Raw genomic sequence first — 24,204 nt, 5'->3', positions numbered from 1 at the left:
TCAATAACCAATACTTATTGACAGAACTGTTGCTGTTACGTACTTTTAGACTTTTTATTTACATCGAACTCAGGTGACACGATATTTGCGGCAGGCAGAGATGGACACCAAGAGAAGTAGTTCGCCACCTGGGCAGTTAAAAAATATGCTAAAATATAATCGGTGGAAGTCTTATGACAAAGAAAAAATATGCAAATTTCTATTGTTTTACCCGATGCTATAGCTCATTATCTGACAGAACAATGGGGTGATTTAGATACTAGAATCATGGAAATGATTGCAGTTGAGGCTTATCGTCAAGGTTTAATTAGTGTAGGTAAATTAAGAGAATTATTAGGTATGAAAACCCGTTTAGAGGTAGATACTTTTTTGCAATCTCAAGGCATTTATCTAGCTTATAATGAAATGGATTTAGAGCAAGATCACCAAACACATCAACAATTACAAGAATCAGGTATTTTGTAGAAAAATGTTAGTTATATCTGATACTTCTCCAATTTGTTATCTAGTGTTAATTGGTGAAATTGACATACTTGCTCAACTTTATCATCAAGTGCTAATTCCGCAGATAGTTCAGGAAGAATTGTCGCATAAAAAATCACCAAATTTAGTTCAGAATTGGATTAATGATCCTCCTCGTTGGTTAATTATTAAAAATATTGATATTTCTGGGAGTCCAGATTTAGAAGTTTTAGATCCAGGAGAAACAGCAGCTATTCTTTTAGCGAAAAAAGAAAATGCCAATTTAATTATTATTGATGATGGACTAGGAAGAAAAATTGCCAGCAATCGCGGTTTAAAAGTGACTGGTTTGCTGGGCGTTTTAGAGCAAGCAGCATCTCAAAATTTAATTGACTTACCTGATGTTATTAGTCGTTTACAAAAAACAAGTTTTCGAGCTTCATCATCATTGCTAAATTCTTTATTGAAACGTCAAACATAAAAATTGTGCAGCTTCAGGAGTATCTTTGTATAAGCATTCAAAACGAACAAAATTGTGCTTTTGTGCAAGTTGGTACAAAGTAGTTTGAGTTTCGGGAAAATCATAAGTAGATATATGATTTTCCATGATTGACATATCTTGAGACGAGAGTGCAGTCCAGTTTTGACGCATATTTTCTAAGTAGCGATTAACAAAGTGTTCTTTGTCTTCCTCTTCTTTGCAAACTATGTCAATCAAAACAAATATACCGTTGGTTTTCAGAAGATGAGATACTTGCTCAATGACTTTATCTTTTTGTGCCAAACTTAGATGATGTAAAACAAAGGAAGTCATAACCAGTAAACCAAAAAGTTTTTCCCAAAGAGCGATTTTTACGGAATGCTAACGCTATTGCTACAGACGAAGCAGGCATCAACAACAAAATACGATAGACATTTATGTGATATAAAATACTAAATACATAAGAAATAGTTATAGTAATTTGCACTGGGTCAAAATATGAAATGATGAATGTAGTGTGTAGCATATTGGTTGAAAAAATTGACTGTTTCATCTCTAACAAAAGCCACGCAGGGCGAATCTACAGAAGAACTCGTTTTAACCGACTCAGAAACCCAAGACGCAGGTTATTCAGTGTTTAGTAGAAAATTTTTCGATTGAAACGCAAGGAGCCTGTGACCAACAAACTTTATTCGAGATTCTGGTTAAAGCAGCCAGCACTGGAGACAGTATTGAAAACACAGCTAAATTGTTAAAAAATATTCCGACAGCTAATGATATTAGATATCATCTCAATAAAATTAATAATTTTGAGGAATTAGAAGCGCAAATAAATCAAGCATTAAAAAGTCGAATTCCTTTAGGATTAAAAAAGGGGTGTTTAAAAATAGCGATTGATTTAAATTTAATTTGTTATTATGGTAAACCAACACCGTCAGAATTACCCTACATACCTGAGTTCGATGTAAATAAAAAGTCTAAAAGTACGTAACAGCAACAGTTCTGTCAATAAGTATTGGTTATTGAGAATTAAAGCCCACGCCAAAAAGTTCTCAAAAAATTAATTTTTTGAAATGTATTTACTATTAGGTAATATTGATATTTAATTGGTAATTAAGCTAATAAAACTGGTAAGGTTTCAATTTCATTTTCATCAAATCTTAAAGAAGGTTTTTTAGGTTGCCAAGTATAAGCTATTATTGCAGCAACAACATTAACCATGAAATTAGTAACACTTCGATGTCGAGAATGAGCAAGTTGTGAAATATTTTTGAGTTGGTCATTAACAGTTTCAATTAAAGAGCGTTTTCGGAGCATTAATTTCTCCTCCAGGGACAAGAGCTTATTCCGCATATTTTTCTTGAAAGGAGTGATTAATTTGAGTCCATTAGACCAAAGTTCAAGCCAGAGTTTTTGAGAAATATATCCTTTGTCTCCAAATATTTTCCCAAATAACCTGAGTTCGATGTAAATAAAAAGTCTAAAAGTACGTAACAGCAACAGTTCTGTCAATAAGTATTGGTTATTGAGAATTAAAGCCCACGCCAAAAAGTTCTCAAAAAATTAATTTTTTGAAATGTATTTACTATTAGGTAATATTGATATTTAATTGGTAATTAAGCTAATAAAACTGGTAAGGTTTCAATTTCATTTTCATCAAATCTTAAAGAAGGTTTTTTAGGTTGCCAAGTATAAGCTATTATTGCAGCAACAACATTAACCATGAAATTAGTAACACTTCGATGTCGAGAATGAGCAAGTTGTGAAATATTTTTGAGTTGGTCATTAACAGTTTCAATTAAAGAGCGTTTTCGGAGCATTAATTTCTCCTCCAGGGACAAGAGCTTATTCCGCATATTTTTCTTGAAAGGAGTGATTAATTTGAGTCCATTAGACCAAAGTTCAAGCCAGAGTTTTTGAGAAATATATCCTTTGTCTCCAAATATTTTCCCAAATAAGTTCTTAGTCAAAGTGGGAACAGGTTTTCGGTCATCTGTATTTCCAGGAGTAATTTGAAACGCAAGTAACTCTCCTTGATCATTAATAATCAAATGAAGTTTAAACCCAAAATACCAACAAATAGAACTTTTCCCCCAGCCAGCTAAATCTTTAAAGACCTTATTTGTCTTGGCTCTTTTAGAATGACAAATGGGAATAGAGGTACTATCAATAAAACTTATACCTGTATTGAGTCCTTTTCGTGTATTCAGATAATACATCAAGGGAATTAAAGCATTTGGCATTAATTCAACAAATCTTTGATAACTCACTAAATTGGGAAATTCACCTTGGCAATATTTGAAGATATGTTTCAGGTAATAATCTTTAAAATTGCGGTAACTAGAGCGATGAAAATACACAATTATTGTCATAATTTCACTTAGACATAATCGGCTGGGTCTAATTCTTTTTTTTATTTGGGATGGGATAAGTTGAGCTTGAAATATTGGCTCAAAATAGGTACAAAAATCATCAATTTCACAGAAAATAGTTTCTAATTCCATGAGTTATAATCATTAATTTTCTTTAATTAAACCTCTTCTATTGTCCCTAATCTGAGGTACTTTGAGTTTGTATTCAAATAGTATTCGTAATATAAATTTAGATTTTGTTATGAAAATTTACTTAAATCTAGGCTGGTTTCCTATTAATTCTCAATAATTAAGGCTTATTGAGAATATAGGCTCTTTCCAGAAAAGCCTCTAACCCTTTTGAATACTCATTTTTAGCTGGTTTTCTTACATCGAACTCAGGTGTATAAGGTTTTTGAGGTTTTCTTAGCATACAAAATTCTCGTGAACACTCGCTAATTATACTTACTTATTTAGAACCTCGCCATACTTAGATGTTAGTATTTTGGGGATGTGATCTCCCCAAAACCTTTATTGATTTACCGCAAAAGCTGGTTTAAACAAATTCTTGATTCTATCCCTCACATCTTGGGTTAAAGCTTTCCAAGCGGCTATCTTTTGCTTAGATGTAATGCTATCATTAATCGCATAGCATTCTTCCTGAGTTGAAATTTTCTGCAATTGTTCAATAATAAACGGAACTATTAGACGGTCATGGTCTGTTAAAGATTCACTACTATTCATAATTTCTGGCTCGCTATTTATAATTTCGTTCCAATCAATAATTGATTTTTCTGACTCCATCCAAGCCGTGAACCGCTTACCAATTGCGGTTAAAATATCCTCTCTAGCTGCGGTTAAATCAAATTCTCCATCGTCCAATTCTTCCTTGAACTCAACAGGCACGGCTTGGTAATGGTTCAATCTAATATCACCGACAAACTTTTTACCCTGCGATTTATTCTTAAATCCAATCATGCCTAGCAGGGAAGAAATAATATTTAAGTTTTCCTTACCTGTTTCAGTGGCAGGTGGCATACTTTCCATCTTTAATGCAATTCTGATATCTTTGCTATCTCGTAACTTTTGAATCAGGTTTAGAACGTCCTCAGAATTTTTGTGATATTCCCTTCCATCGGTAAAATTCAAAATGTCTAATTCTCTTAATGCCCAGATAACGCTATGACTCATCCTACTGACTCTAGCACTGTAAAAATCTTCCTTAGTGGCTTCATAAAACCATTTTGCTTCATGCCGTTTTTGGCTGACATCGAAGTTTTTAACGAACCAATACCGCTCTATATTTCTGATGTATTCCTTCCGCTTAATATAAGTTTCATAAATAAATTCATCCCCCCACAATGGACTATCTTCAATCTCTGGTAGTCTATCTAAGAAGAATGTTTTCTCGATCCGTCGCTGGGTATCCTTCCTTGGGTTAGCTTTAGCGGCTTGTTTCGCTTCTTCTACAGTGTCAAATTTATTAGCTGTATAAAGTTCTTTGGCGTAAGTTTTTTGAACTGTTTCTTTAGCCAGTGATTCAGTTTTTTTCAGTTCGTCATTAGCTTCTATTTGAATAATCTCAACATTATGCCCTGCTTCTTCTAAAGCGTAAATTAAGCATTTTCTGAGATTATCCATTTCATAGTTATCCAATGCTCCTAGCACATAGGATATACCAAGCCAATCGTCTTGTTGTCTCGTTATGGCATTGCCTATTACTTCTGATGCTCTAGTAGGATTATTAGCACTGAGAGAAGCTAAAATACCTGATTGAAAAATTCTCTCGTTGGCGATTTCCTGAAGCTGCTTGGCATTGTATGTGTGGGGACTATTGCGGTCTTTTACCATAGATTGTTCTGGACAAAAAACATAATGAGGGATTGAGTTATCACGTAATCTAAACAGTGCTTGCATTTGAGAATTAGTTCCTGCAACCCCCGCAAAAAATGTGAATTTATGGGTAAAGTAGCCAGTTAACGTTACTTCACCATTTTTACGTTTCCTTTCTGCTTTTTTTGAATCATCACCAGCAGATATACCACTTTCGGCAGTAGGTGAAAGTATTATGTAATCTGGCTTTTTATCCAGAATAAATTTATCAGGATTTGCTAAAAATTCTTTAGCCCAATCATCCCCCGCAGTCTCAGAATTGAGGCAGTAACCACTTTTCCCACCTTCAATCAAAATCTGATGCAATATTTTAGTTCTTTCTTTAGAATCGCAGTAAATCCAGGCTTTAACCTGTAAATCTAATATCATTTCTAATAATGGCGTTCTGTTTCTTGACTTTAATTCTCCATCGGTAACAGCCTCTACAAACATAAAGTTTTGCTTTGGTGAACCATAAGTATTTTGAATTTTGATGAGTTTTTTATCTAAACACTGAGAATGGAAAAAATTAGTATACAAATCGCTGTTGTTTCCATCTAACAAAAAGACTCGATTACACTGTTTAAGTGCAGTAGACAGTATTCTAATTGATTTGGCTTGATTATCGCCTAAAGTGCCACCATTTAAAGCATGAATCAATACTGAACATGATTCATCAAGAATGATATCTCTATCTTTAAAATAGCCCTCTACTTTATGAATACTATCTAAACAAAGTGCAATACAAGCATATCTATCTGCTAATACATCAGTTCCGTCGTCATCGTTTAGATGATATATATTTAAACCATTTTCTTTAGCCCTTGCTATTGTTTGGTGTAATAAATTATTCCGATAACCAATAATAAGTACACCATTACCAGCGCGGATAATTTCTTGAATTATCGCTTGGGTTTTACCTTTACCCAAACTAGCCATAACGGATATCATTGCATTAGAATTAGGCAATTTTGGAAACTGAAAATATTCATCCTTCATGATGATATCTGGCGTGAACTTACGGCTTTTTACCCATTGTTCCCACGCCCAATCACCTATAGATTCTTCCTTGGATTTTTTGATTGATGTATCAACAAAAGCCAACGAGACAAACTCATCAGGAGTAATATATTCAATCTGGCTAAAATCTTCTAATTCATCAATATCAAAGTCATCCTTGCTGACCTGACCCCACCAACCAAACTTGACATCATAGCCAAAACTAATAATTAAACTGGCTATCTGTTTCCATCTGGACATGACAGATTTATTTGCAATGTCCCCCGCATCAGGATAGATAACTATTTCCTTGATTCCTACATCTTTACTAGCACGGCTTAAATATTCCTCTAGCAATTTGGGACTACCAGCAAACTGGCCACCCGCCGCGCCGATGACAATATTATTTAACCGCTTGCTTGCTAGATAAGGCTTAACGCCTGTTCCCTCAACAATTGATATTCCCGTAAGGTTTTCTGGTTTAAAGACCGTTAGCGGGTTTTCCAGACCATCCCCAACATTCAATGACAATGTTTGAGCCGATGAACTAACCCACCGATATCTACCAGAATTATCTGGATTATGAAGCCTTAACTGTAGCGCGACAATTTTCCCGTCATAGTCTTTAAGAGGGCATAGATACCCGTCACCACCGACTACCAATGATTTACCATCTTTTCCTATTCCTGGTAGTCTCTTATCTACCGCAAAGGGTAATTTCTGCCACTTCTGAACCGACTTAAAGCCGCAATTAACAATTTCATCTTTACTAAAACCGCGATTTTCTAGATCTGCAACTGTGGCAGCATCCAAACTGAGAGAATCAAGAATTTTGGAGTACAGGTCATGCCGTTGATCCGTCGTTAAGGATTTTTCGCGCTTGGCTTTTTCCTCTAATCTTGCGTCTGCTTTTCTGAGTGCTTGCCTAGTTTTCCATTCTTCTCGTTGCTGTTCGGTCCACTCTTGGGAATTGTGGCGAGTAAAACCTTTTTTCTCGATCCCAATTCTTGCCAAGGCTTCACTAAGTGGATTAATTACTTCCCTGATTAATTCAGACGGACAGCCTTCACCCCAGCAATGATAAGCGCCAGTTTTGGGGTCAATTGTTAGCACTCCCTCTATACATTTAGGGCATTGGTAGCGATTTTTGCCCTGCTTAGAGATTAATCGTTCTGTAAAATTTCTGATGTCAAATCTTTCAAGTGAAGGGTTAAGCATCGCCACACCCCACAGCCGCAATTTCACCCAAAATGAATAATAAAGCTAAATCACCTGTAAACCCTGATTCTTCAAGCACTTCCAGAGTTTCGGTGAGTCTATGTTGGCTAATTAAGAGCTTAATTTTCTTGAAGATGCAGTTCCCACACTTCACTGCCAAACGCCCGCCGGGACACTTGATTAAATTCCCGACTTCATAGCCACAGGATTTACAGAGATTTAAGAGTGGAGTAGAGGTTTGCGAATTATAGTAAAATGTACTATAATTAATTTGGGTGGCTAAACCCTTTACGACTGCACTTGAATTTGATATTATTTTTCTATCTGGCTTTTTCAATAAAGCCTCTGACTTATTTGATCTGACTGGCTTTGACATAGAGCCTCTTTTAAAACACAAAATAAGTGTTCCCATGTTGAACTCATGGGAAAAACTAGAAGCTCTGAGTTTGCACCTCAGAGCTTTTTCGTTTTCAAGTTAATTTTATTGGTTCTTAACCCTGCTTTTTGAAAAATGGTTAAATTCCGTATATTCTGCCATTTTTTTGCTTTTTTTGCAGCTTTTTTTACATCGGTGGGATAAAAAATAGCAGAAGATGGATTAACCATCTATCAATTTCATCAGAATAGCTTCTAATCTCTCTAAAGCGGCATTAGTTGAGCGTTGATTTTCTTCAAAACGCTGTTGATGTAGCTCAAAATTACGGTCAAGCCTAACGATCAGTAAACCAAAAAGTTTTTCCCAAAAAGCGATTCCTATAAAACACTGATGCTATCATCAAACAATCAGTAATATAAAATACTTTTTAATTCCCAGTGTTCTAACCAGTAGATATCATATAGATAACAATTACTTATGATTGGCTGGGTAATAATTTCTTGACGCTAACCGGATGGAATATAAATGCTTTCAACGACTTGATATTTCCTCTGTAGGGCTTGAGATAAAAAAGCTAACATCTGTTTGAGTGTGAAAAGTGTGCGATAAATTAATCGACTACCCTTCCTTTTACGGCTGATTTTGAGCCATAGTAGATTCACCCAGATATTAACTAGAAGAAAGGATATTCCAATGAATAGTAATCTCAAAACTGGATTTTTGTTATTCGTCTTAATTCGACAAATATTTTTCAGACGATAACTAGTTTCAATGCCAAATCTTTTTCGATAATCTTGATAGATATAATTTAAATTTGTTTTGACCTTATAAGCAAGATAAACAAAGTATTGAACTCCATGCTTTTTATGCTTTCCCTTTCTATATTTACAGACAATCCATAAATCAAATGTGACGAAATCATCTTTGTCTCTTGTAATGGTATAGGTAGTTTTATAACTTTTTTTACCCTTGAGAAATTGTTTGATTCCTCCTTTTTTTCCAGTCTTGATAGCAGGCATAAGAAAGGGGATATCTAATGCCTGTAACCATCTAATTACAGGAGTATTAAAAAATCCTCTATCCAAGTAGAGTTTTTTTACATTTATTTTGAGGGGTTCAAGTTCTGCTAATAAATAAGTAATTAAAGCCACACTAGTATCTAATTGGCGAACACCTCTTATTGCCAGAGTTACACGCTTATTATTACTAATAACGTATAAAGTGGCATAGGCGTAAAATGAATTAGTACCAGATTTAGCTTCACTTCGATATATGTAGGGTAATTCTGACGGTGTTGGTTTACCATAATAACAAATTAAATTTAAATCAATCGCTATTTTTAAACACCCCTTTTTTAATCCTAAAGGAATTCGACTTTTTAATGCTTGATTTATTTGCGCTTCTAATTCCTCAAAATTATTAATTTTATTGAGATGATATCTAATATCATTAGCTGTCGGAATATTTTTTAACAATTTAGCTGTGTTTTCAATACTGTCTCCAGTGCTGGCTGCTTTAACCAGAATCTCGAATAAAGTTTGTTGGTCACAGGCTCCTTGCGTTTCAATCGAAAAATTTTCTACTAAACACTGAATAACCTGCGTCTTGGGTTTCTGAGTCGGTTAAAACGAGTTCTTCTGTAGATTCGCCCTGCGTGGCTTTTGTTAGAGATGAAACAGTCAATTTTTTCAACCAATATGCTACACACTACATTCATCATTTCATATTTTGACCCAGTGCAAATTACTATAACTATTTCTTATGTATTTAGTATTTTATATCACATAAATGTCTATCGTATTTTGTTGTTGATGCCTGCTTCGTCTGTAGCAATAGCGTTAGCATTCCGTAAAAATCGCTCTTTGGGAAAAACTTTTTGGTTTACTGTTAAATAAGATTTCATCCCACATTCCGCACCCTTGACTGTCACAAACGGTGATTACGGAGGTAAATTGATGAAAAATGAGTAAAAGAATACATTTATCTATAAAAAAACAAATTTTAGATAGGAAAATTGATTCAGATACATTCTCAATAAGAAGCAATAAAGAATGAGGGTGGTTTCTGGCAGAAAATATAATATAATTTTATTGTTAGTCTATCAAGACTTAATCATAACTTATATCCTTCTAGAAATAAACTTAAAAACAGCATTAAAACTTAAACTCATTAATAAAATCAATGAGTCAAATTGTATAATTAAACTATTAATAATGTTGATAAATCAACTTATATATCTGTAGTAATTACGGCAAGCTTCTGGGAGGAATAGCAGCAATTCTCATTTTGAAAAAAATAAGATAAAATTCTCTTAATTTAAGTGTAAACCCTGTATTAAATTATTCTTTTTTAATAGATAATTATCATCCGACGCTGGAGATAGATAGGGTTTTAAAAATCTTTAAAAATCTAGACATGAAGAATTGATTTCAACTTACCAATCTAGCTGAAATTCTAAGCAAATTTATAGTTTTTTGAATAAATAACTTTCTCCTCCTCTTTCAATATATTGACATTTTTCAACCAGAATTTATTTTTTTAAATGGGACATATTCCCTGAGAATAAATGAGAAAAAATCCGACCAATCTTTAAACCAAATAAATTTTAATAGGCTACGCATATCATTAAAAAAAGAAGTTCGGGTTACTAATAACTCACGAACTTTCTGATAGGTATAATTAACTAAATCTAAAACAGTATGAAATAAAAAAGCTAATAAATTCAAAGACAATAATAACTCACACAAATGATTTTCTCCATGACCAAAGTTATGCTCTAAATTATAACCGTGATTTTTAAGAATGTTATTCCCTTCATTCTCAACTTTCCATCTGCTGCGTGCAGCCTTGACAATTTTTTCAACATTATTTTCAGTGATCTTATGATTAGTAATCCAATTATTTTGGTAGATGATTTTCTGTGTTTTTTCATTAATAACAGTTACTTCGCACCAATTAACTTCGAGACTGGAGTCTTCATCTTTTAAGGGAACTCTAGAAGCATAACGATAACGATAAATTAAATTTTTTCGTCCATCCCATTGTTTGGTTTCAACGGTTGCAACTTCTCCACTTTTTTCTAAGAAGTCTAGCCATTCATATACAGTTTTATGCGACGCTTCCAGACAAACAAAAATAAAATTATAACCTTGTTTTAGAGCTAGTTCACAAATAGGTTGGTGAGAGTACAAGTCGTCCCCTAAAAGAGTTGCAGCATAACCATACTTGTTTTGATGATTCTTGTTTAACCATCTTTTAACCGCTGCATTTTCACAATCTTGTTTTTGATGCCCATCTTGCTTTTTAATAAATTCTGGTTCTAAATTAATTACTTGTTTTTGATTAGGAGAAACTACAATGGGTGTGACACAGCCATGAAAATAAGTTGTAGTTCCATTTCGATGATTACGACAATTACAATGAGGGCAACTAATTTTTTTAGATGAGAAATATTCTGTCCCATCTAAAGCGATTAAAATTTCTTCATCTAAATAGACAAACTTTTTCAAAACTCCATTTTTATTTAACCATTCATAGACTTCTTGAAAAGTCATAAAGATAGTAGCGGCTGGAACTGGATCTAACAAATTTCTTATTTGATTATCACAGGGGATTTTCTTAATTGAAAATAAACTTTCTGCGTTATCTTTTCCTTTATTGCTTTTCATTAATCTTTGATGCTCTAAAAAAGACGCTGACTGCGTAAAAAAGATTGAAAATGCTGCCATCACTGCGTCTTCTACCTGATATTTCGTATTATTTCCAGGTTTTCTTTCATCAGGTAAATCATGTAATTGTTGACGTAAAAATTGCATTAATTCAGGAATTTCTAGTGTCGCTGTCTTTGGAGTCATGTTTGAGTAATTTGATGCACTATCAGATTTTTAACTCACCGATTTTACATCATCTGACAACAATTATAAATTTTTATTTCCCTTGGATTCCCTATTCTAAAACCCGAACGATAAACTGGATTTTCCCCATTCGTTGTCAAGCAATCTCTCTAGTTTATTGAGTATTCATACTTATTTTTCAACCCGACTGTTTTTTTAGCCAGAGGCAATGGCTAAAAAATAGTTACTTTGTACTATATTTTGAATTCCAAAATCGGGGCTAATACTTTATTTTTCTCAAAATGAGAATTGCTGGAGGAATAGGAGAATGTACTTCATTTCTGATGTCAAATTATAAAATTCTCTTTTTCCTTGAAAAGTCACAAGATGAACTGATTGAAAACATTGAAATATCCACCGCATAGTTGGATTGTTTATGGCCTTTCCTAATTGATTTTCTTCTTTGATTTTAGGACTTTTTTCGATAACTTCAATATTTTCTACTTGATGATATTTAAATTCTTTACTTATTTTTGTTAATTCCTTTCTAGCATCAGCCGCACAAGCAAATTTTTCTTGCGATAGGTTTTTTAACTTACTTTGAGTATTAGTCAAAGCTTTTTCTATTCTCTTTGATAATTTCTTTAAGTCAGATTTTTTTCTATCTTGACTTTGTACGATTAACCATCTTTGCTCTATATCTCCATAAGTTATTTTCTTCTCGGCATAAGAATATCCTGCTTTTTCACTTTTAACAAATTCCGATTCTGCTAAACTCATCACTAAGTTTTTTGCTGATTTTATCGTTAAGGGTACTCTGGTTAACCATTTGAGACTCGACATTAACTTGATATTTGATTCTGTATATAATGCGCTATCTGCTACTATCAAACTATCAACTTGTATTCTTTTCTGATATTCAACTGCGATTTCTCCAAATTTTTTAGAATCAACTTCATTCCCTGATACTGCTTTTATATATATTGGTATATCTCCATCTCCTGAACATACTAATTGTGTAATAAATTGTTTTAAATCTGGACGATGATCTCTAGAATAACCGTAAGTCAGCTTTATCGCTTGAGGTGATTGACTCTCTTCATTTTCTTTTTCTAATGAACCTGATTCTTTTGAATCTTCAAATATTACTGATGGTAAACTATTTTCATATTCTCCATGTACATGAAATGATGTTGAATCCAAGTGTGATGATGAGAGTGATATCTGATATATTTCTACTGCATTTAAACTGACGGCTAAAAATACTGTATCTAGTCCTTTTATAAATAATTTATCTAATACTCTCCCCAGCTTGTCATCATTGAGATATTCTGCTTTTACTCCTACACCAATTAAATGTTCACAAGCAATTAATTCAAAGAATTTTGGAAACATATATAACGGCTGTGACATCATACTTAAGCCGTTCAAAATCATCGCCTTTACCACCTGACCTGCACTGACTTTTTCTCCTGGCTCTGAACCTACTAAATTATTAATTATTTCTACAATCCCTATTGAATCTACTATTCCTGCTACTATCCCTAAATGGTCTATCTTCTTCAATTCCAGGTCTTTTGTACTAAACATGGTAACAGAAACTCCATATAAGTATCTGTTACCATGTTCTCATTTTTCTGTTGATTTAAAACGTTTTTTTAGTTTTTTATAGTCATTGAGGATAAAGCTTTCAATGATTCTGGACTAGGTTTTCCATTACAATCACCTCAGAATCAAAATTTCGTACTTAGTCGTTTTATTGACTATATATCTGCTTTAATAGTAATTATTCCTATTTAGCCTCAATAAATTTTAATCACCCCTCACAGGTATTAGTTCTTATGTACTAAATATATCGGTTTTCTTGGGGTGTGACACTTGGGGGTGCGGAATGTGGGATACAACCCATCGTAGGCTAAAACAGTTTATGAGGAATTTTAGGGGCAATTGGGAAAACTTGACTCCTCCCGATCATATAGAAGATAAGCCAGTGGGAATTATGTAAGTATTTTTGTGTCCAGACTATCCCTATCTATAAGAGGATAGGGTAGTGCTGGACACGGGAAATTAAGCTTTGAGCCGCCACTTAGTTGGAAATATAGCCAGATTAGTAAAGTCGAGAATTTGGGAAAATTGGGAGAATCGGCGAGCGCCCATCTGGAAAAATGCACAGAAGCCGCGCTTAAATTTTATTCTATCCGTTGTTTGATGTTGGGAGTCAATAAAGAAAGATAAGCCAGTGAGAATTATCTAAGTATTTTCGTGTCCAGACTATCCCTATCTATAAGAGAATAGGGTAGTGCTGGACACGGGAAATTAAGCTTTGAGCCGCCACTTAGTTGGAAATATAGCCAGATTAGTAAAGTCGAGAATTTGGGAAAATTGGGAGAATCGGCGAGCGCCCATCTGGAAAAATGCACAGAAGCCGCGCTTAAATTTTATTCTATCCGTTGTTTGATGTTGGGAGTCAATAAAGAAAGATAAGCCAGTGAGAATTATCTAAGTATTTTCGTGTCCAGACTATCCCTATCTATAAGAGAATAGGGTAGTGCTGGACACGGGAAATTAAGCTTTGAGCCGCCACTTAGTTGGAAATATAGCCAGATTAGTAAAGTCGAGAATTTGGGAAAATTGGGAAAATTAGCGATAGCGAAGCGCTCCGTAGGAATCGCCCATCTGGAAAAATACACAGAAGTCGCGCTTAAATTTTATTCTACCCGTTGTTTGATGTTGGGAGTCAATAAAGAAAGATAAGCCAGTGGGAATTATGTAAGTATTTTTATGTCCAGTGATATCTCATCTATAACCCACATTCCGCACCCCCAAGTGTCACACCCCAAGAAAACCGATATATTTAGTACATAAGAACTAATACCTGTGAGGGGTGATTAAAATTTATTGAGGCTAAATAGGAATAATTACTATTAAAGCAGATATATAGTCAATAAAACGACTAAGTACGAAATTTTGATTCTGAGGTGATTGTAATGGAAAACCTAGTCCAGAATCATTGAAAGCTTTATCCTCAATGACTATAAAAAACTAAAAAAACGTTTTAAATCAACAGAAAAATGAGAACATGGTAACAGATACTTATATGGAGTTTCTGTTACCATGTTTAGTACAAAAGACCTGGAATTGAAGAAGATAGACCATTTAGGGATAGTAGCAGGAATAGTAGATTCAATAGGGATTGTAGAAATAATTAATAATTTAGTAGGTTCAGAGCCAGGAGAAAAAGTCAGTGCAGGTCAGGTGGTAAAGGCGATGATTTTGAACGGCTTAAGGAATGTGGATTAAATAACTTACAATTCTAAATGTTGTTGTGGTTTAGCAGTATAGTTCCACTGTGGCAAAAAATCATCAAAGAAAATCTCCATTGTTTCTTTAAAACCCTCAGCAACTTTCTTACCGGTTTGGTAGGCTTTATCAATGATGGTCGTAAAAACCTGTAACCCTTTCTGAGTAGTAGCTTTTGCCATCAGTTTAGCTACAGTGTTAACACTGTCGAAAATAACACCTTTACAAGCCCGACTTAGATGTGGAAACAGCCGATGCTCAATCGGATTGTACTTAGATGTATAAGGAGGATAGTGAGCAATGCGAATTTCAATTCCAATTTCATTCACCAAAGCTTGTAATGCTTCTTTGAATACATAGTAACGAGAACTGTTGCTACCACCACCATCACATAACAGTAGTATAGAGGTAGCCAATTGGTAGCGGTTTTTGCCATAATTATTCCACCAATAACGGATTGAATCACAGGCAAATTCGCTGGTGTCATGGCTAGTACCAATTTGTATAAAACCAATGTTATCCTTTAAATCATATAACCCATGTGGAATTGCTATTCCTGTTGCCAAAGATGGAAAGTCGTGGTCTAATACCTTGATTGGAGCATCAGTATAAATACTTCCTTCTCTATATAAATTGCCAATTAACTCTTTTTTTTACTGTCCATACTAATCACTGGGTTACCCTCAGCAAAATACTGGGTTTTAAGGCTTTCAATCTTCTCAAACTGCTCATTACGATTTTCGCTACTTCCACACGCAATCATTTTCACTGCTTTGCGTTTACGAAATTTATGTTCCCAGAGTAATTGGTCTACAACTGTAACACTGATATTTATGCCTTTTTCGGCTAATAAGTCTGCTATTTGTTGACGAGTTAAGTTTGTCCATTTAATATCCTCGTCCATTGGCGAACCTGCTGTGTGTGTTTCTATTACCGTCAGGAATGCTTCATTGATTCCAGGTATCGTTAACAGTGCTTTTTTTCTTCCTCCTCCTGGACGGCGAATTCTTGGACTGCTGGTTTTACTCGGCTGTTCCAGATCCTCCATCCCTCTATTGATTGTTCTGTAGTTACATCCCAACAATTTACTTATGTATCCAATCCCCCCGTACCCAAGCTTTTTTGCTTCAATCGCTGCATACCGCCTACGGTCTTTCTCCGATAGAGATTCATAGTAATCTTGCATCTGCTTTTCTAGCATTGGAGAGTAGATTTCTATCACGATATTGTTCCCTAATACCTACTTCTTTAGTCTACTATACCCCTGTCACAACTTCTGCATTTTATTTAATCCACATTCCTAAGGACTACGCTTTTCCACAGATTCACTAGATAATAAATCATTTAGTTTTTGTATATATTCATCATCAAGCCGACTAATCACTAGAGAAAATAATTTTTGATTAACTAAAGTTCTGATCCGAGCTACCAATCGATCTAAAGTATTAAATCCAGGTAATTCATACCGTTCTTTTACTAATTCACCAATAGCTACATTGATTAAATCAGCAGGATTATCCATTACCTGTGCAGACTTATATATAGATTCAGCGCAAAAGTGTCGAGCATTTTTATCAAATGGATTAACTTTTAGATACTCACGGATAGCTATTCGATGCCGATACATTGTTTTAGAATTTTCGTAACCCAAAACAATTTCATCGGACAATTTTAAACAGGTTCTTACATGATTTAACACCAAGTTAGGTATATCAGAAAGCTTGGGAAAATAACCCAGACGTTGGAATACCTTTAACAAACCTGAGTTCGATGTAAGAAAACCAGCTAAAAATGAGTATTCAAAAGGGTTAGAGGCTTTTCTGGAAAGAGCCTATATTCTCAATAAGCCTTAATTATTGAGAATTAATAGGAAACCAGCCTAGATTTAAGTAAATTTTCATAACAAAATCTAAATTTATATTACGAATACTATTTGAATACAAACTCAAAGTACCTCAGATTAGGGACAATAGAAGAGGTTTAATTAAAGAAAATTAATGATTATAACTCATGGAATTAGAAACTATTTTCTGTGAAATTGATGATTTTTGTACCTATTTTGAGCCAATATTTCAAGCTCAACTTATCCCATCCCAAATAAAAAAAAGAATTAGACCCAGCCGATTATGTCTAAGTGAAATTATGACAATAATTGTGTATTTTCATCGCTCTAGTTACCGCAATTTTAAAGATTATTACCTGAAACATATCTTCAAATATTGCCAAGGTGAATTTCCCAATTTAGTGAGTTATCAAAGATTTGTTGAATTAATGCCAAATGCTTTAATTCCCTTGATGTATTATCTGAATACACGAAAAGGACTCAATACAGGTATAAGTTTTATTGATAGTACCTCTATTCCCATTTGTCATTCTAAAAGAGCCAAGACAAATAAGGTCTTTAAAGATTTAGCTGGCTGGGGGAAAAGTTCTATTTGTTGGTATTTTGGGTTTAAACTTCATTTGATTATTAATGATCAAGGAGAGTTACTTGCGTTTCAAATTACTCCTGGAAATACAGATGACCGAAAACCTGTTCCCACTTTGACTAAGAACTTATTTGGGAAAATATTTGGAGACAAAGGATATATTTCTCAAAAACTCTGGCTTGAACTTTGGTCTAATGGACTCAAATTAATCACTCCTTTCAAGAAAAATATGCGGAATAAGCTCTTGTCCCTGGAGGAGAAATTAATGCTCCGAAAACGCTCTTTAATTGAAACTGTTAATGACCAACTCAAAAATATTTCACAACTTGCTCATTCTCGACATCGAAGTGTTACTAATTTCATGGTTAATGTTGTTGCTGCAATAATAGCTTATACTTGGCAACCTAAAAAACCTTCTTTAAGATTTGATGAAAATGAAATTGAAACCTTACCAGTTTTATTAGCTTAATTACCAATTAAATATCAATATTACCTAATAGTAAATACATTTCAAAAAATTAATTTTTTGAGAACTTTTTGGCGTGGGCTTTAATTCTCAATAACCAATACTTATTGACAGAACTGTTGCTGTTACGTACTTTTAGACTTTTTATTTACATCGAACTCAGGTTTAACAAAATGACTAGGTTTAAAATATTGCTTTGTCCATTGGTAGTATTATAAGCAAAGGCAATTTCAGATTTTGTAGGAGTATAAATTTCTCCTAGTTCTTTAGGAGTGAAATAGCGTTTAAATCTCGGATAAGCAGTACGTTGAATAGATGTCACAAAAGGTTATCAAATAAAAGTTTTAAGGAGGCACAAGGTAGGAGGCAGAAGGAATCCCTATAAATAAATTTAGGTGGCTCAGAACCCTGTAGCAAAATGCAAAAAATATATTTTCTTCCTCCTACATTTTGCCTTTCTTCTGTCAAATAATTTCCGTGAGGTATGGAAATAGAAAATTCAGTAATAACACTATTACTTGGAGTACCCTGCACCACAATTTGGGCAGAATCGATGTTTGAAATCACTGATTGCTTCATCGCATCTATGACAGCGAGTACGTAAAATCCTGCCACAAACTAAACAATACTTGGCACGTTGCATCAGCCATACTGGATCTGGGTTACTACCAGGAGTCCAGCATTGGGGACAAAATTGCTTTTTTTCTACCATAGATACTGGTTGACCACACAACACTGCATCTAGATATTCGACGGGTATTGACAGTGCTGTTGCTAAACCAACTTTAGTTTTTTGATTTAGCCTTTGGGTTTGACCCCGCTCAATCTTACCCATGCTTTGAATGTGAATCCCTGCCAGAATTGCTAATTGTTGCTGGCTGATCTTTATCTCATTGCGTAACCTTTGGATATAATTGTCTAAGGTTTCTCCTGCCTTTGGGGCTTTCTGCTCTGTTAAAATATACATATAAATATATGATTTTAGTAGATAAATAAGTATATATTATTTCTAGAAATTTACAAAAATCTTTCATATAGAGGGGGTTGTAGTTTGTCAATTACTTTAGCTAGATTAGCCAGAGAATTTTTAGACCGTCCAGGTTTGAGCCAAAATACACGGAAGTCTTATGAATTCACATTGATACCTTTACTTAAAGAACATGGATGGTTGTCAGTGGAAATTATTACTCGCCAAACTATGTGTGATTACTTGAATGCTGTAACACATATTCATCACACTACTCATCATCGCCACCAAGCCATAATTCAAGCTCTTTTTAATTTTGCTGTAGAACAAGGCTATTTGAGTAATAATCCGCTCTCTAGTTTAAAAAGACGCAAGCCTGATGCTGATAAAGGAGAACATGGAACTGATGAAATTATTCGTTACCTTTCCGCAGAACAGTTAACGATTTTATACAAACTTGTGGCAACCGATTTCCGAATGAATGCTTTGGTAAGGTTGCTTCATCGTACTGGAGCCAGAATTAGTGAAATATTAGCATTGAACTTAGATAATATTGACCTGAATGCTAAGAAATTCCAGGTCATTGGGAAGGGTAATAAACGACGGTGGTGTTTTTATAGTGATGATGCATCTATTGCTATGCAAAAATATTTTCAAAATGAGAGACATCCTCATTCCAAAGCAGTTTTTACGGCGAAACAACCATTGACAGGAGAAATAACTCGTTTAAGCTATCGCCGATTTCATAAGTGCTGGAGTGATTTAATTGCCCAAAGTCCAATACTTTTGGGAGTTCGGATTCACGATTTACGACATACTTTCGCAACTGAGCGAGTCGGATTGATGGGAATTGAAACCCTTCGTGCATTGATGGGTCATGAGAATATACAAACGACATTGCGTTATCAAAAAGTTACATCATCACGAGCAGAGGAAATCGCACAACTTGCTTTTAATACTCTAGCCAAATACTAGAATGATTTTCTCAAGACTAAACAAGAGCAAGTATATATTTTTCACTTAATAATCTTATTTAAATTATTTAAGGAGAGTATGTATTATACTCTGCCTCAGAAAAATAAGGTTTCCTATTTCTTGATCATAAAACGTTGCATATTGCAAGCATCTTTACAAATCTTTGCATCGTGTCCCATTTTGCGCGTATCCCGGCTAGACCCCTCGTTCTGGCATTGGTTGAAGTGCTGCATTAATAGGTACATACTTACAATAACAAATCACAATCATATCAAATCCCATACTGGCAATATCAGGAGTATAGGTTTCAACACTGGTTACTTCCCAATCACTTAAACGATGATGGGTTTTGGCTTCTGGGTATTCGGCATCAACAAACTGCTCAACTTTAATAAATTCTGGGGGACGATAACCAACTTCGGGTAGTGGTGTATCTGAACAATCATAGTGTTCACCTAGAGTTTTGGTTAAAGAACCCGTGTGAGCATATTTTCTGTCTTGCCAACCTGGTTGACGTTTATCAGCACGAAACACAATCCATCTACGCATCATCACAACATTCCTCATGTGATTTATTTTGCTCCTGGGGTTTTGGCATATTCTCTTTTATTCAACTTTCTTGTTAGGATTATTTTTGATTGTTTCAGTGATCGCCTCCCATATATCTTTGATTTCATCTTTACTATTGAGATTAAATTGATAGACAGTGTTCGCGTGGACTTGAGAATTTCCCATTGTTACAGAGCAACTATTATCGTCTTTGATAGGAAATAATTTCTTTACCAACTTAGCTTTTTCATCTATCGTCAAATGCGTCAAATGTTCAGTAGCCATTTCCAAAAATTCTAACTTTTCTTCAGCACTTAACTTATCGTAATGATTTCTGTCCATTGGGATTCCCTGGTAATAACTGCTATAATTATCCTATATTTTATGTGACATACTCCACACACTCCCTTTCAGGTTTTTGGGATTTTCCTCTAAGAAAATTTTGACAGTAGCATGGAACAAAGGAAATGTGGGAGCAACCTTTCCAACATTCTTAGAGGAAACCCAAAAGTAATTATGTAGAGTAAGTGTAATCACTGAAGGATTTTCTTAGAGGAAACCGCAAAACTCTAATTTTTCACTTTCTAAAACTTTTCAAACATCCTCTTAAACTTTTTGTCCTGCTTTGATTTGATTTTTTGAGTCCGTCACTGGTTGGTGGTTTTGAACTTGTTGTGCTATCTAATCCCAGTCGCCTCTCTAGCTCTGCTATTTTTTCCCGCAGTGCTTTCACCTCTTGCTCCAGCCTTTCTATTTTTTGATCTTTTTCTTCTGGACTCATGCTTGAACTCTACCATCTTTTTTCCCTTATGGGAATATCCCTGGTTTTCCTACCTGGGCAGTTACTTTTTTTCTTTTCTTTGTGAGAAATCCGGGTTAGGATATCGAACATGGGCAGTGCGCGAGTTTTTGAGTTGTTGTTTTGGAAAACTATAACTTTACTACATCAGCCCTTTTTTCATACTCTTTTTTTGGCTAAAGTATTGCAAATCATGACAAAGATTCTGGTAATTTATTATTCTCAGTCAGGTTCTGTTTGGCAAGCGGCTCAATCATTACTGAGTCCTCTCGAATCTCTTTCTGATATTGAGATTACTTGGCAAAAGATTAGCCCCGAAGTAGATTATAGTTATCCTTGGAAATTATATCAATTTTTTGATGTTTTTCCCGAGTGTATCAATCAAGAAGTCTCAGCAATTAAAACGCCAAACTTTGATCCAAATGAGCAATTTGACTTGGTGGTTTTGGCTTACCAGGTGTGGTATTTAGCTCCATCATTGCCAATCCAGGGATTCTTAAAATCAGAATATGCTAAGGTATTGAAGAATACTAAAATCATCACTTTAATTTGCTGTCGTAATATGTGGCATTCTGCTTCGGAAATCATGAAAAATATGATTAAAGATGTAGGGGGTATCCATATTGATAATATAGTGGTAACTCACCAAGGTTCCCCCTTAATTACTTTTATCACTACCCCTAGAATGGTACTAACAGGAAAAAAAGACTCTTTAATGGGAGTGTTCCCACCAGGAGGTTTTCGGGATGAAGAAATTGATTCACTGTCACGTTTTGGGGAAGTAATTGCCAAAAACATCAATAACTTGGGTAATTCATCTTTACTCAAAAAACTTGAGCCTGTTTCAGTCAATCAACGTTATATCATTCCCGAACAGATTGGACGAATTCTCTATCGGCCTTGGGCAAAACTTGCTCGTTTGTTTGGAGAACGAGGAAGTTGGACGAGAATACCAATTATTATCCTATTTGCTTTACAGCTTGTAATTTTAATTCCGGTCGTTTTATTTATTTCGGGGCTGATTTACCTAATTTTTGGTTTTTTACTTCAAAATAAACTGGATAGCTATGCTCAGACTCTTAAATCTACGGCTAGTGAGGGTTAAGGCATATAGTTAAAACTGGAGTTTAGACTAAGCCATGCAAAAAGACCCAAGATATCTGATCTGACAGGTGTAGTAGTGTGTTAATTCTGTGTATTTTTGGAGGGATTGTCCGGAAAATTATTGGTGTTACCGCAATTTACACCGAAAACATCTGTTCCAGGCACTTTCTCATAAAAATATGGCGACATATTTTGTGCATGAAGTCTTATAGGATAAGGGATTCAGAATTAACACACTACAGGTGTAGGTTTTTTACAACTAGCACGATTGGGGATAATAAAAACTATCAACAGGAGTAGGAGGAAAAGAACTCCAACGTTTACAAACTTTGTTAACGCCCATCTCCCTCGAAAAAAAATCGCTCTCCTTATAGTTGCAAATAATCCTGGTTTGAAAGTGTCTTGATTGCAAGTTTTAGTAATTAGCATTGCAGGTCGCTACATTCTACATTTAGGCATGGGAATTTTCAAATATTCCCTGAAAGTATTGACCATGAAACCCAAAAGGAATATGATGAGGGACTTTAGTTCTGGCAATTTCTACAAAAGAATGACCATCCAGTATTAACAAAAAGGAATTGCTTTGGTTTCCATCTAAAACCAGAGAAAGAACAATCCCCTCATCTTCTTGTTCACTATTTGGTTGAGGAACAAAAATAGGTTCGCCTGGATAACAGCCTTCTTCATACCATCTGGATACTTTCTGCTTGATAATATCTATTTTTAAGAGTTGATTGAAAAAATCATTATGTCGCTCTTGAGCGAAACCGACACCATAAACAAACTGATACTTTTTACTCTGACATTTTTCTGAATTGATTTGAGGAAATTCTAAGAATTGCTCCGATAACAATTCATAGTTAACTAATTTGGATGATAAGGCTATTTTATAGCGTCTTAATTCAGGTTTTGATAGTTTACATTCTTGTGTATTTCTGAGATTACTTAAGTAATAGTCATTGATTACATGGCTTGGATAAGCACATAAATCAAGAATTATTTCATCTTGATTCTCGAAAGCGTTGACTTGATTTAAGGCAAAACAAGCTTCTGTTTCATAAATACCAATTAATTCGCTTTTTTTTCGATTAATAACTAAAAAACGAGTCATTTTTTCAGGTTTCCAGTTAAAGTTATCAATAAAGGGTTTTCCCTTCAACTTTTGTGAAATCAAATTCATGGGATTCGTAAGCAAAGGAAATTCCGGTAAAATTATATAATTTTCGGTTAAAGCAAAACTTTGTATATAAGCTGGTTCAGCAACAGGAATTGATGTAATTAGTTGCCTTGTGGTTTCTCCAAAAAAAAGCCGATATATATTGTAGGTACTGTTTTGAGAAATATCTGTGGTAAAATTAATTATTTCTTGCTTCTCAAAATCTCGCTGCGGGTGTCCTGTTGTTAATAAACCGGGTATGTTATCTGTATAGTCAAATTTTCCTAACGTCTCTAAAGTATATGGGTCAAATTCTATCAGATTAGCACTTCCAGTAATTGCAAGAAAATGCCCGGCTATTTGGGCTATATTTAGGTTATTATTGTCACTGATTTCTAGATTTAAAAGCGAACCAACATTCTGCCAAATCGAGCGATTTATAGAAGTAGCAAATTCATCTACACAAATCTTACCAGCTTTTAGATTTTTCCGATAAGTTTCGCTCCGTAAAAAACGATTACGATAAGATACTTTTCCTTCTTTAAAAGTAAATTTATGTAGCATTGCCAAACCATCAAAAAGATGACGATATTGTTGATTGCCTACTTCAAATTTACTCGGTCCGTTACGGAATAAGCTTCCATTAAGCCAAAGCGGAATTTCACCTTGGATCGATAACTGCTCTAATGTTATTTCTTGCTCTAAGGTCGTCAAGCCTAGCTGAAAGTTATTGCTTTTTAACATAATTTTCCCAAAAAATCTGATTAATATAAATGGATTTAGCAATACCTTAGCCAAAAAAAGAGTATGAAAAGAGGGCTGATGTAGTAGAGTTATAGTCTTCCAAAACAAAAACTCAAAAACCAC

The 24,204-nt window shown here is 34.5% G+C and carries 24 protein-coding genes and 3 pseudogenes; 8 read left to right on the top strand and 19 right to left on the bottom strand.

The window, feature by feature from the left end; all coding sequences use genetic code 11:
• The first annotated feature begins 189 nt into the window (after positions 1-189).
• Both HEQ36_RS23105 and HEQ36_RS23100 read left to right on the top strand, forming a co-directional pair.
• A complete protein-coding gene (locus tag HEQ36_RS23105; RefSeq protein ID WP_053541445.1) occupies positions 190-465 on the top strand; it encodes a UPF0175 family protein in 276 nt (91 codons plus the stop codon).
• Positions 466-469: 4 nt separating this feature from the next.
• Entirely contained in the window at positions 470-943 is a 474-nt protein-coding gene (locus HEQ36_RS23100; protein ID WP_053541444.1) for a DUF3368 domain-containing protein, read from the top strand.
• Here the strand turns inward: HEQ36_RS23100 and HEQ36_RS23095 are convergent.
• Positions 923-1,276, bottom strand: a complete 354-nt coding sequence (locus HEQ36_RS23095) for a hypothetical protein (RefSeq protein WP_290708548.1) — start codon at positions 1,274-1,276, stop codon at positions 923-925. The genes HEQ36_RS23100 and HEQ36_RS23095 overlap by 21 nt on opposite strands.
• Complete coding sequence (locus HEQ36_RS23090) at positions 1,230-1,469, bottom strand: hypothetical protein (RefSeq protein WP_290708546.1); 240 nt, start codon at positions 1,467-1,469, stop codon at positions 1,230-1,232. Before HEQ36_RS23090 ends, HEQ36_RS23095 begins: the two co-directional genes overlap by 47 nt.
• A 222-nt stretch (positions 1,470-1,691) precedes the next feature.
• Between HEQ36_RS23090 and HEQ36_RS23085 the strand changes: the two genes are divergently transcribed.
• Positions 1,692-1,934 carry a hypothetical protein gene (locus HEQ36_RS23085; RefSeq protein ID WP_290708544.1) on the top strand — a complete coding sequence of 81 codons (243 nt, stop codon included), beginning with the start codon at positions 1,692-1,694 and terminating at the stop codon, positions 1,932-1,934.
• Positions 1,935-2,056: 122 nt separating this feature from the next.
• On the opposite strand, the gene HEQ36_RS23080 is transcribed toward HEQ36_RS23085, so the two are convergent.
• From HEQ36_RS23080 to HEQ36_RS23050, 7 genes are all read right to left on the bottom strand, one after another.
• Positions 2,057-2,491, bottom strand: a complete 435-nt coding sequence (locus HEQ36_RS23080; protein ID WP_290708542.1) for a transposase — start codon at positions 2,489-2,491, stop codon at positions 2,057-2,059.
• Between the two features lie 68 nt (positions 2,492-2,559).
• Positions 2,560-3,447 carry an IS982 family transposase gene (locus HEQ36_RS23075; protein ID WP_168634808.1) on the bottom strand — a complete coding sequence of 296 codons (888 nt, stop codon included), beginning with the start codon at positions 3,445-3,447 and terminating at the stop codon, positions 2,560-2,562.
• A gap of 157 nt (positions 3,448-3,604) precedes the next feature.
• Positions 3,605-3,727 (bottom strand): hypothetical protein, encoded by a 123-nt coding sequence (locus tag HEQ36_RS23070; protein ID WP_290708540.1) that lies wholly within the window; start codon positions 3,725-3,727, stop codon positions 3,605-3,607.
• A gap of 98 nt (positions 3,728-3,825) precedes the next feature.
• The gene (locus tag HEQ36_RS23065; RefSeq protein WP_290708538.1) at positions 3,826-7,383 is read right to left on the bottom strand and encodes a plasmid replication protein, CyRepA1 family; all 3,558 of its coding nucleotides are present in this window, start codon (positions 7,381-7,383) and stop codon (positions 3,826-3,828) included.
• A complete protein-coding gene (locus tag HEQ36_RS23060) occupies positions 7,376-7,759 on the bottom strand; it encodes a hypothetical protein (RefSeq protein ID WP_290708536.1) in 384 nt (127 codons plus the stop codon). Before HEQ36_RS23060 ends, HEQ36_RS23065 begins: the two co-directional genes overlap by 8 nt.
• Before the next feature lie 77 nt (positions 7,760-7,836).
• A complete protein-coding gene (locus HEQ36_RS23055; RefSeq protein WP_290708534.1) occupies positions 7,837-7,989 on the bottom strand; it encodes a hypothetical protein in 153 nt (50 codons plus the stop codon).
• Between the two features lie 276 nt (positions 7,990-8,265).
• Positions 8,266-9,252, bottom strand: coding sequence for an ISH3 family transposase (locus tag HEQ36_RS23050; RefSeq protein WP_290602942.1), 987 nt, complete (start codon positions 9,250-9,252; stop codon positions 8,266-8,268).
• A 204-nt stretch (positions 9,253-9,456) separates the two neighbouring features.
• Between HEQ36_RS23050 and HEQ36_RS23045 the strand changes: the two genes are divergently transcribed.
• Positions 9,457-9,654 (top strand): hypothetical protein, encoded by a 198-nt coding sequence (locus HEQ36_RS23045; protein ID WP_290708532.1) that lies wholly within the window; start codon positions 9,457-9,459, stop codon positions 9,652-9,654.
• Positions 9,655-10,278: 624 nt separating this feature from the next.
• Here HEQ36_RS23045 and HEQ36_RS23040 read toward each other — a convergent pair.
• Together HEQ36_RS23040 and HEQ36_RS23035 are read right to left on the bottom strand one after the other, a co-directional pair.
• Positions 10,279-11,613, bottom strand: a complete 1,335-nt coding sequence (locus HEQ36_RS23040; RefSeq protein ID WP_053538738.1) for a hypothetical protein — start codon at positions 11,611-11,613, stop codon at positions 10,279-10,281.
• A gap of 276 nt (positions 11,614-11,889) precedes the next feature.
• The gene (locus tag HEQ36_RS23035) at positions 11,890-13,182 is read right to left on the bottom strand and encodes an IS1634 family transposase (RefSeq protein WP_290708530.1); all 1,293 of its coding nucleotides are present in this window, start codon (positions 13,180-13,182) and stop codon (positions 11,890-11,892) included.
• Between the two features lie 1,524 nt (positions 13,183-14,706).
• On the opposite strand from HEQ36_RS23035, the pseudogene HEQ36_RS23030 reads away from it, so the two are divergent.
• Positions 14,707-14,877: pseudogene (locus tag HEQ36_RS23030) on the top strand (DUF4277 domain-containing protein); the annotation flags it as partial.
• A 20-nt stretch (positions 14,878-14,897) separates the two neighbouring features.
• Here the strand turns inward: HEQ36_RS23030 and HEQ36_RS23025 are convergent.
• Together HEQ36_RS23025 and HEQ36_RS23020 are read right to left on the bottom strand one after the other, a co-directional pair.
• Positions 14,898-15,796: pseudogene (locus tag HEQ36_RS23025) on the bottom strand (ISAzo13 family transposase).
• Positions 15,797-16,192: 396 nt separating this feature from the next.
• Complete coding sequence (locus tag HEQ36_RS23020; RefSeq protein WP_290708528.1) at positions 16,193-16,651, bottom strand: DUF4158 domain-containing protein; 459 nt, start codon at positions 16,649-16,651, stop codon at positions 16,193-16,195.
• 251 nt (positions 16,652-16,902) lie between these two features.
• On the opposite strand from HEQ36_RS23020, the gene HEQ36_RS23015 reads away from it, so the two are divergent.
• Entirely contained in the window at positions 16,903-17,790 is an 888-nt protein-coding gene (locus HEQ36_RS23015; RefSeq protein ID WP_168634808.1) for an IS982 family transposase, read from the top strand.
• Between the two features lie 145 nt (positions 17,791-17,935).
• Here HEQ36_RS23015 and HEQ36_RS23010 read toward each other — a convergent pair whose 3' ends face one another.
• Entirely contained in the window at positions 17,936-18,109 is a 174-nt protein-coding gene (locus HEQ36_RS23010; RefSeq protein WP_290708526.1) for a DUF4158 domain-containing protein, read from the bottom strand.
• 192 nt (positions 18,110-18,301) lie between these two features.
• Complete coding sequence (locus tag HEQ36_RS23005; protein ID WP_290708524.1) at positions 18,302-18,754, bottom strand: zinc ribbon domain-containing protein; 453 nt, start codon at positions 18,752-18,754, stop codon at positions 18,302-18,304.
• A gap of 84 nt (positions 18,755-18,838) precedes the next feature.
• Here HEQ36_RS23005 and HEQ36_RS23000 point away from each other — a divergent pair, with 84 nt between their 5' ends.
• Positions 18,839-19,729 carry a tyrosine-type recombinase/integrase gene (locus HEQ36_RS23000; protein ID WP_290708522.1) on the top strand — a complete coding sequence of 297 codons (891 nt, stop codon included), beginning with the start codon at positions 18,839-18,841 and terminating at the stop codon, positions 19,727-19,729.
• Positions 19,730-19,924: 195 nt separating this feature from the next.
• On the opposite strand, the gene HEQ36_RS22995 is transcribed toward HEQ36_RS23000, so the two are convergent.
• The 3 genes and pseudogenes from HEQ36_RS22995 to HEQ36_RS22985 all read right to left on the bottom strand — a co-directional run.
• Entirely contained in the window at positions 19,925-20,281 is a 357-nt protein-coding gene (locus HEQ36_RS22995) for a hypothetical protein (RefSeq protein ID WP_290708520.1), read from the bottom strand.
• A gap of 54 nt (positions 20,282-20,335) precedes the next feature.
• Complete coding sequence (locus tag HEQ36_RS22990; protein WP_290708518.1) at positions 20,336-20,620, bottom strand: hypothetical protein; 285 nt, start codon at positions 20,618-20,620, stop codon at positions 20,336-20,338.
• Positions 20,621-20,882: 262 nt separating this feature from the next.
• Positions 20,883-21,059, bottom strand: a pseudogene (locus HEQ36_RS22985) (DUF6444 domain-containing protein); the annotation flags it as partial.
• Positions 21,060-21,270: 211 nt separating this feature from the next.
• Here HEQ36_RS22985 and HEQ36_RS22980 point away from each other — a divergent pair.
• On the top strand, positions 21,271-22,182 hold the full coding sequence (locus tag HEQ36_RS22980) for a hypothetical protein (RefSeq protein WP_290708516.1): 912 nt from the start codon (positions 21,271-21,273) through the stop codon (positions 22,180-22,182).
• Between the two features lie 450 nt (positions 22,183-22,632).
• Here the strand turns inward: HEQ36_RS22980 and HEQ36_RS22975 are convergent, their stop codons facing one another.
• The gene (locus HEQ36_RS22975) at positions 22,633-24,081 is read right to left on the bottom strand and encodes a carotenoid oxygenase family protein (RefSeq protein WP_290708513.1); all 1,449 of its coding nucleotides are present in this window, start codon (positions 24,079-24,081) and stop codon (positions 22,633-22,635) included.
• Positions 24,082-24,204 lie beyond the last annotated feature (123 nt).

The organism is Anabaena sp. 54 (assembly GCF_017355725.1).
Taxonomy (GTDB): domain Bacteria; phylum Cyanobacteriota; class Cyanobacteriia; order Cyanobacteriales; family Nostocaceae; genus Dolichospermum; species Dolichospermum heterosporum.
Note: the sequence above shows the minus strand (reverse complement) of the source record. Positions and strands in the feature narration are given on the sequence as shown.

Excerpts from the sequence above, each read along its gene's own strand:
- HEQ36_RS23105 (WP_053541445.1), top strand. The coding sequence starts at position 190 with ATGCAAATTTCTATTGTTTTACCCGATGCTATAGCTCATTATCTGACA.
- HEQ36_RS23100 (WP_053541444.1), top strand. The coding sequence starts at position 470 with ATGTTAGTTATATCTGATACTTCTCCAATTTGTTATCTAGTGTTAATT.
- HEQ36_RS23095 (WP_290708548.1), bottom strand. The coding sequence starts at position 1,276 with ATGACTTCCTTTGTTTTACATCATCTAAGTTTGGCACAAAAAGATAAA.
- HEQ36_RS23090 (WP_290708546.1), bottom strand. The coding sequence starts at position 1,469 with ATGCTACACACTACATTCATCATTTCATATTTTGACCCAGTGCAAATT.
- HEQ36_RS23075 (WP_168634808.1), bottom strand. The coding sequence starts at position 3,447 with ATGGAATTAGAAACTATTTTCTGTGAAATTGATGATTTTTGTACCTAT.
- HEQ36_RS23070 (WP_290708540.1), bottom strand. The coding sequence starts at position 3,727 with ATGCTAAGAAAACCTCAAAAACCTTATACACCTGAGTTCGATGTAAGA.
- HEQ36_RS23065 (WP_290708538.1), bottom strand. The coding sequence starts at position 7,383 with ATGCTTAACCCTTCACTTGAAAGATTTGACATCAGAAATTTTACAGAA.
- HEQ36_RS23060 (WP_290708536.1), bottom strand. The coding sequence starts at position 7,759 with ATGTCAAAGCCAGTCAGATCAAATAAGTCAGAGGCTTTATTGAAAAAG.
- HEQ36_RS23055 (WP_290708534.1), bottom strand. The coding sequence starts at position 7,989 with ATGGTTAATCCATCTTCTGCTATTTTTTATCCCACCGATGTAAAAAAA.
- HEQ36_RS23045 (WP_290708532.1), top strand. The coding sequence starts at position 9,457 with ATGCTACACACTACATTCATCATTTCATATTTTGACCCAGTGCAAATT.
- HEQ36_RS23040 (WP_053538738.1), bottom strand. The coding sequence starts at position 11,613 with ATGACTCCAAAGACAGCGACACTAGAAATTCCTGAATTAATGCAATTT.
- HEQ36_RS23035 (WP_290708530.1), bottom strand. The coding sequence starts at position 13,182 with ATGTTTAGTACAAAAGACCTGGAATTGAAGAAGATAGACCATTTAGGG.
- HEQ36_RS23015 (WP_168634808.1), top strand. The coding sequence starts at position 16,903 with ATGGAATTAGAAACTATTTTCTGTGAAATTGATGATTTTTGTACCTAT.
- HEQ36_RS23005 (WP_290708524.1), bottom strand. The coding sequence starts at position 18,754 with ATGTATATTTTAACAGAGCAGAAAGCCCCAAAGGCAGGAGAAACCTTA.
- HEQ36_RS22995 (WP_290708520.1), bottom strand. The coding sequence starts at position 20,281 with ATGATGCGTAGATGGATTGTGTTTCGTGCTGATAAACGTCAACCAGGT.
- HEQ36_RS22990 (WP_290708518.1), bottom strand. The coding sequence starts at position 20,620 with ATGGACAGAAATCATTACGATAAGTTAAGTGCTGAAGAAAAGTTAGAA.
- HEQ36_RS22980 (WP_290708516.1), top strand. The coding sequence starts at position 21,271 with ATGACAAAGATTCTGGTAATTTATTATTCTCAGTCAGGTTCTGTTTGG.
- HEQ36_RS22975 (WP_290708513.1), bottom strand. The coding sequence starts at position 24,081 with ATGTTAAAAAGCAATAACTTTCAGCTAGGCTTGACGACCTTAGAGCAA.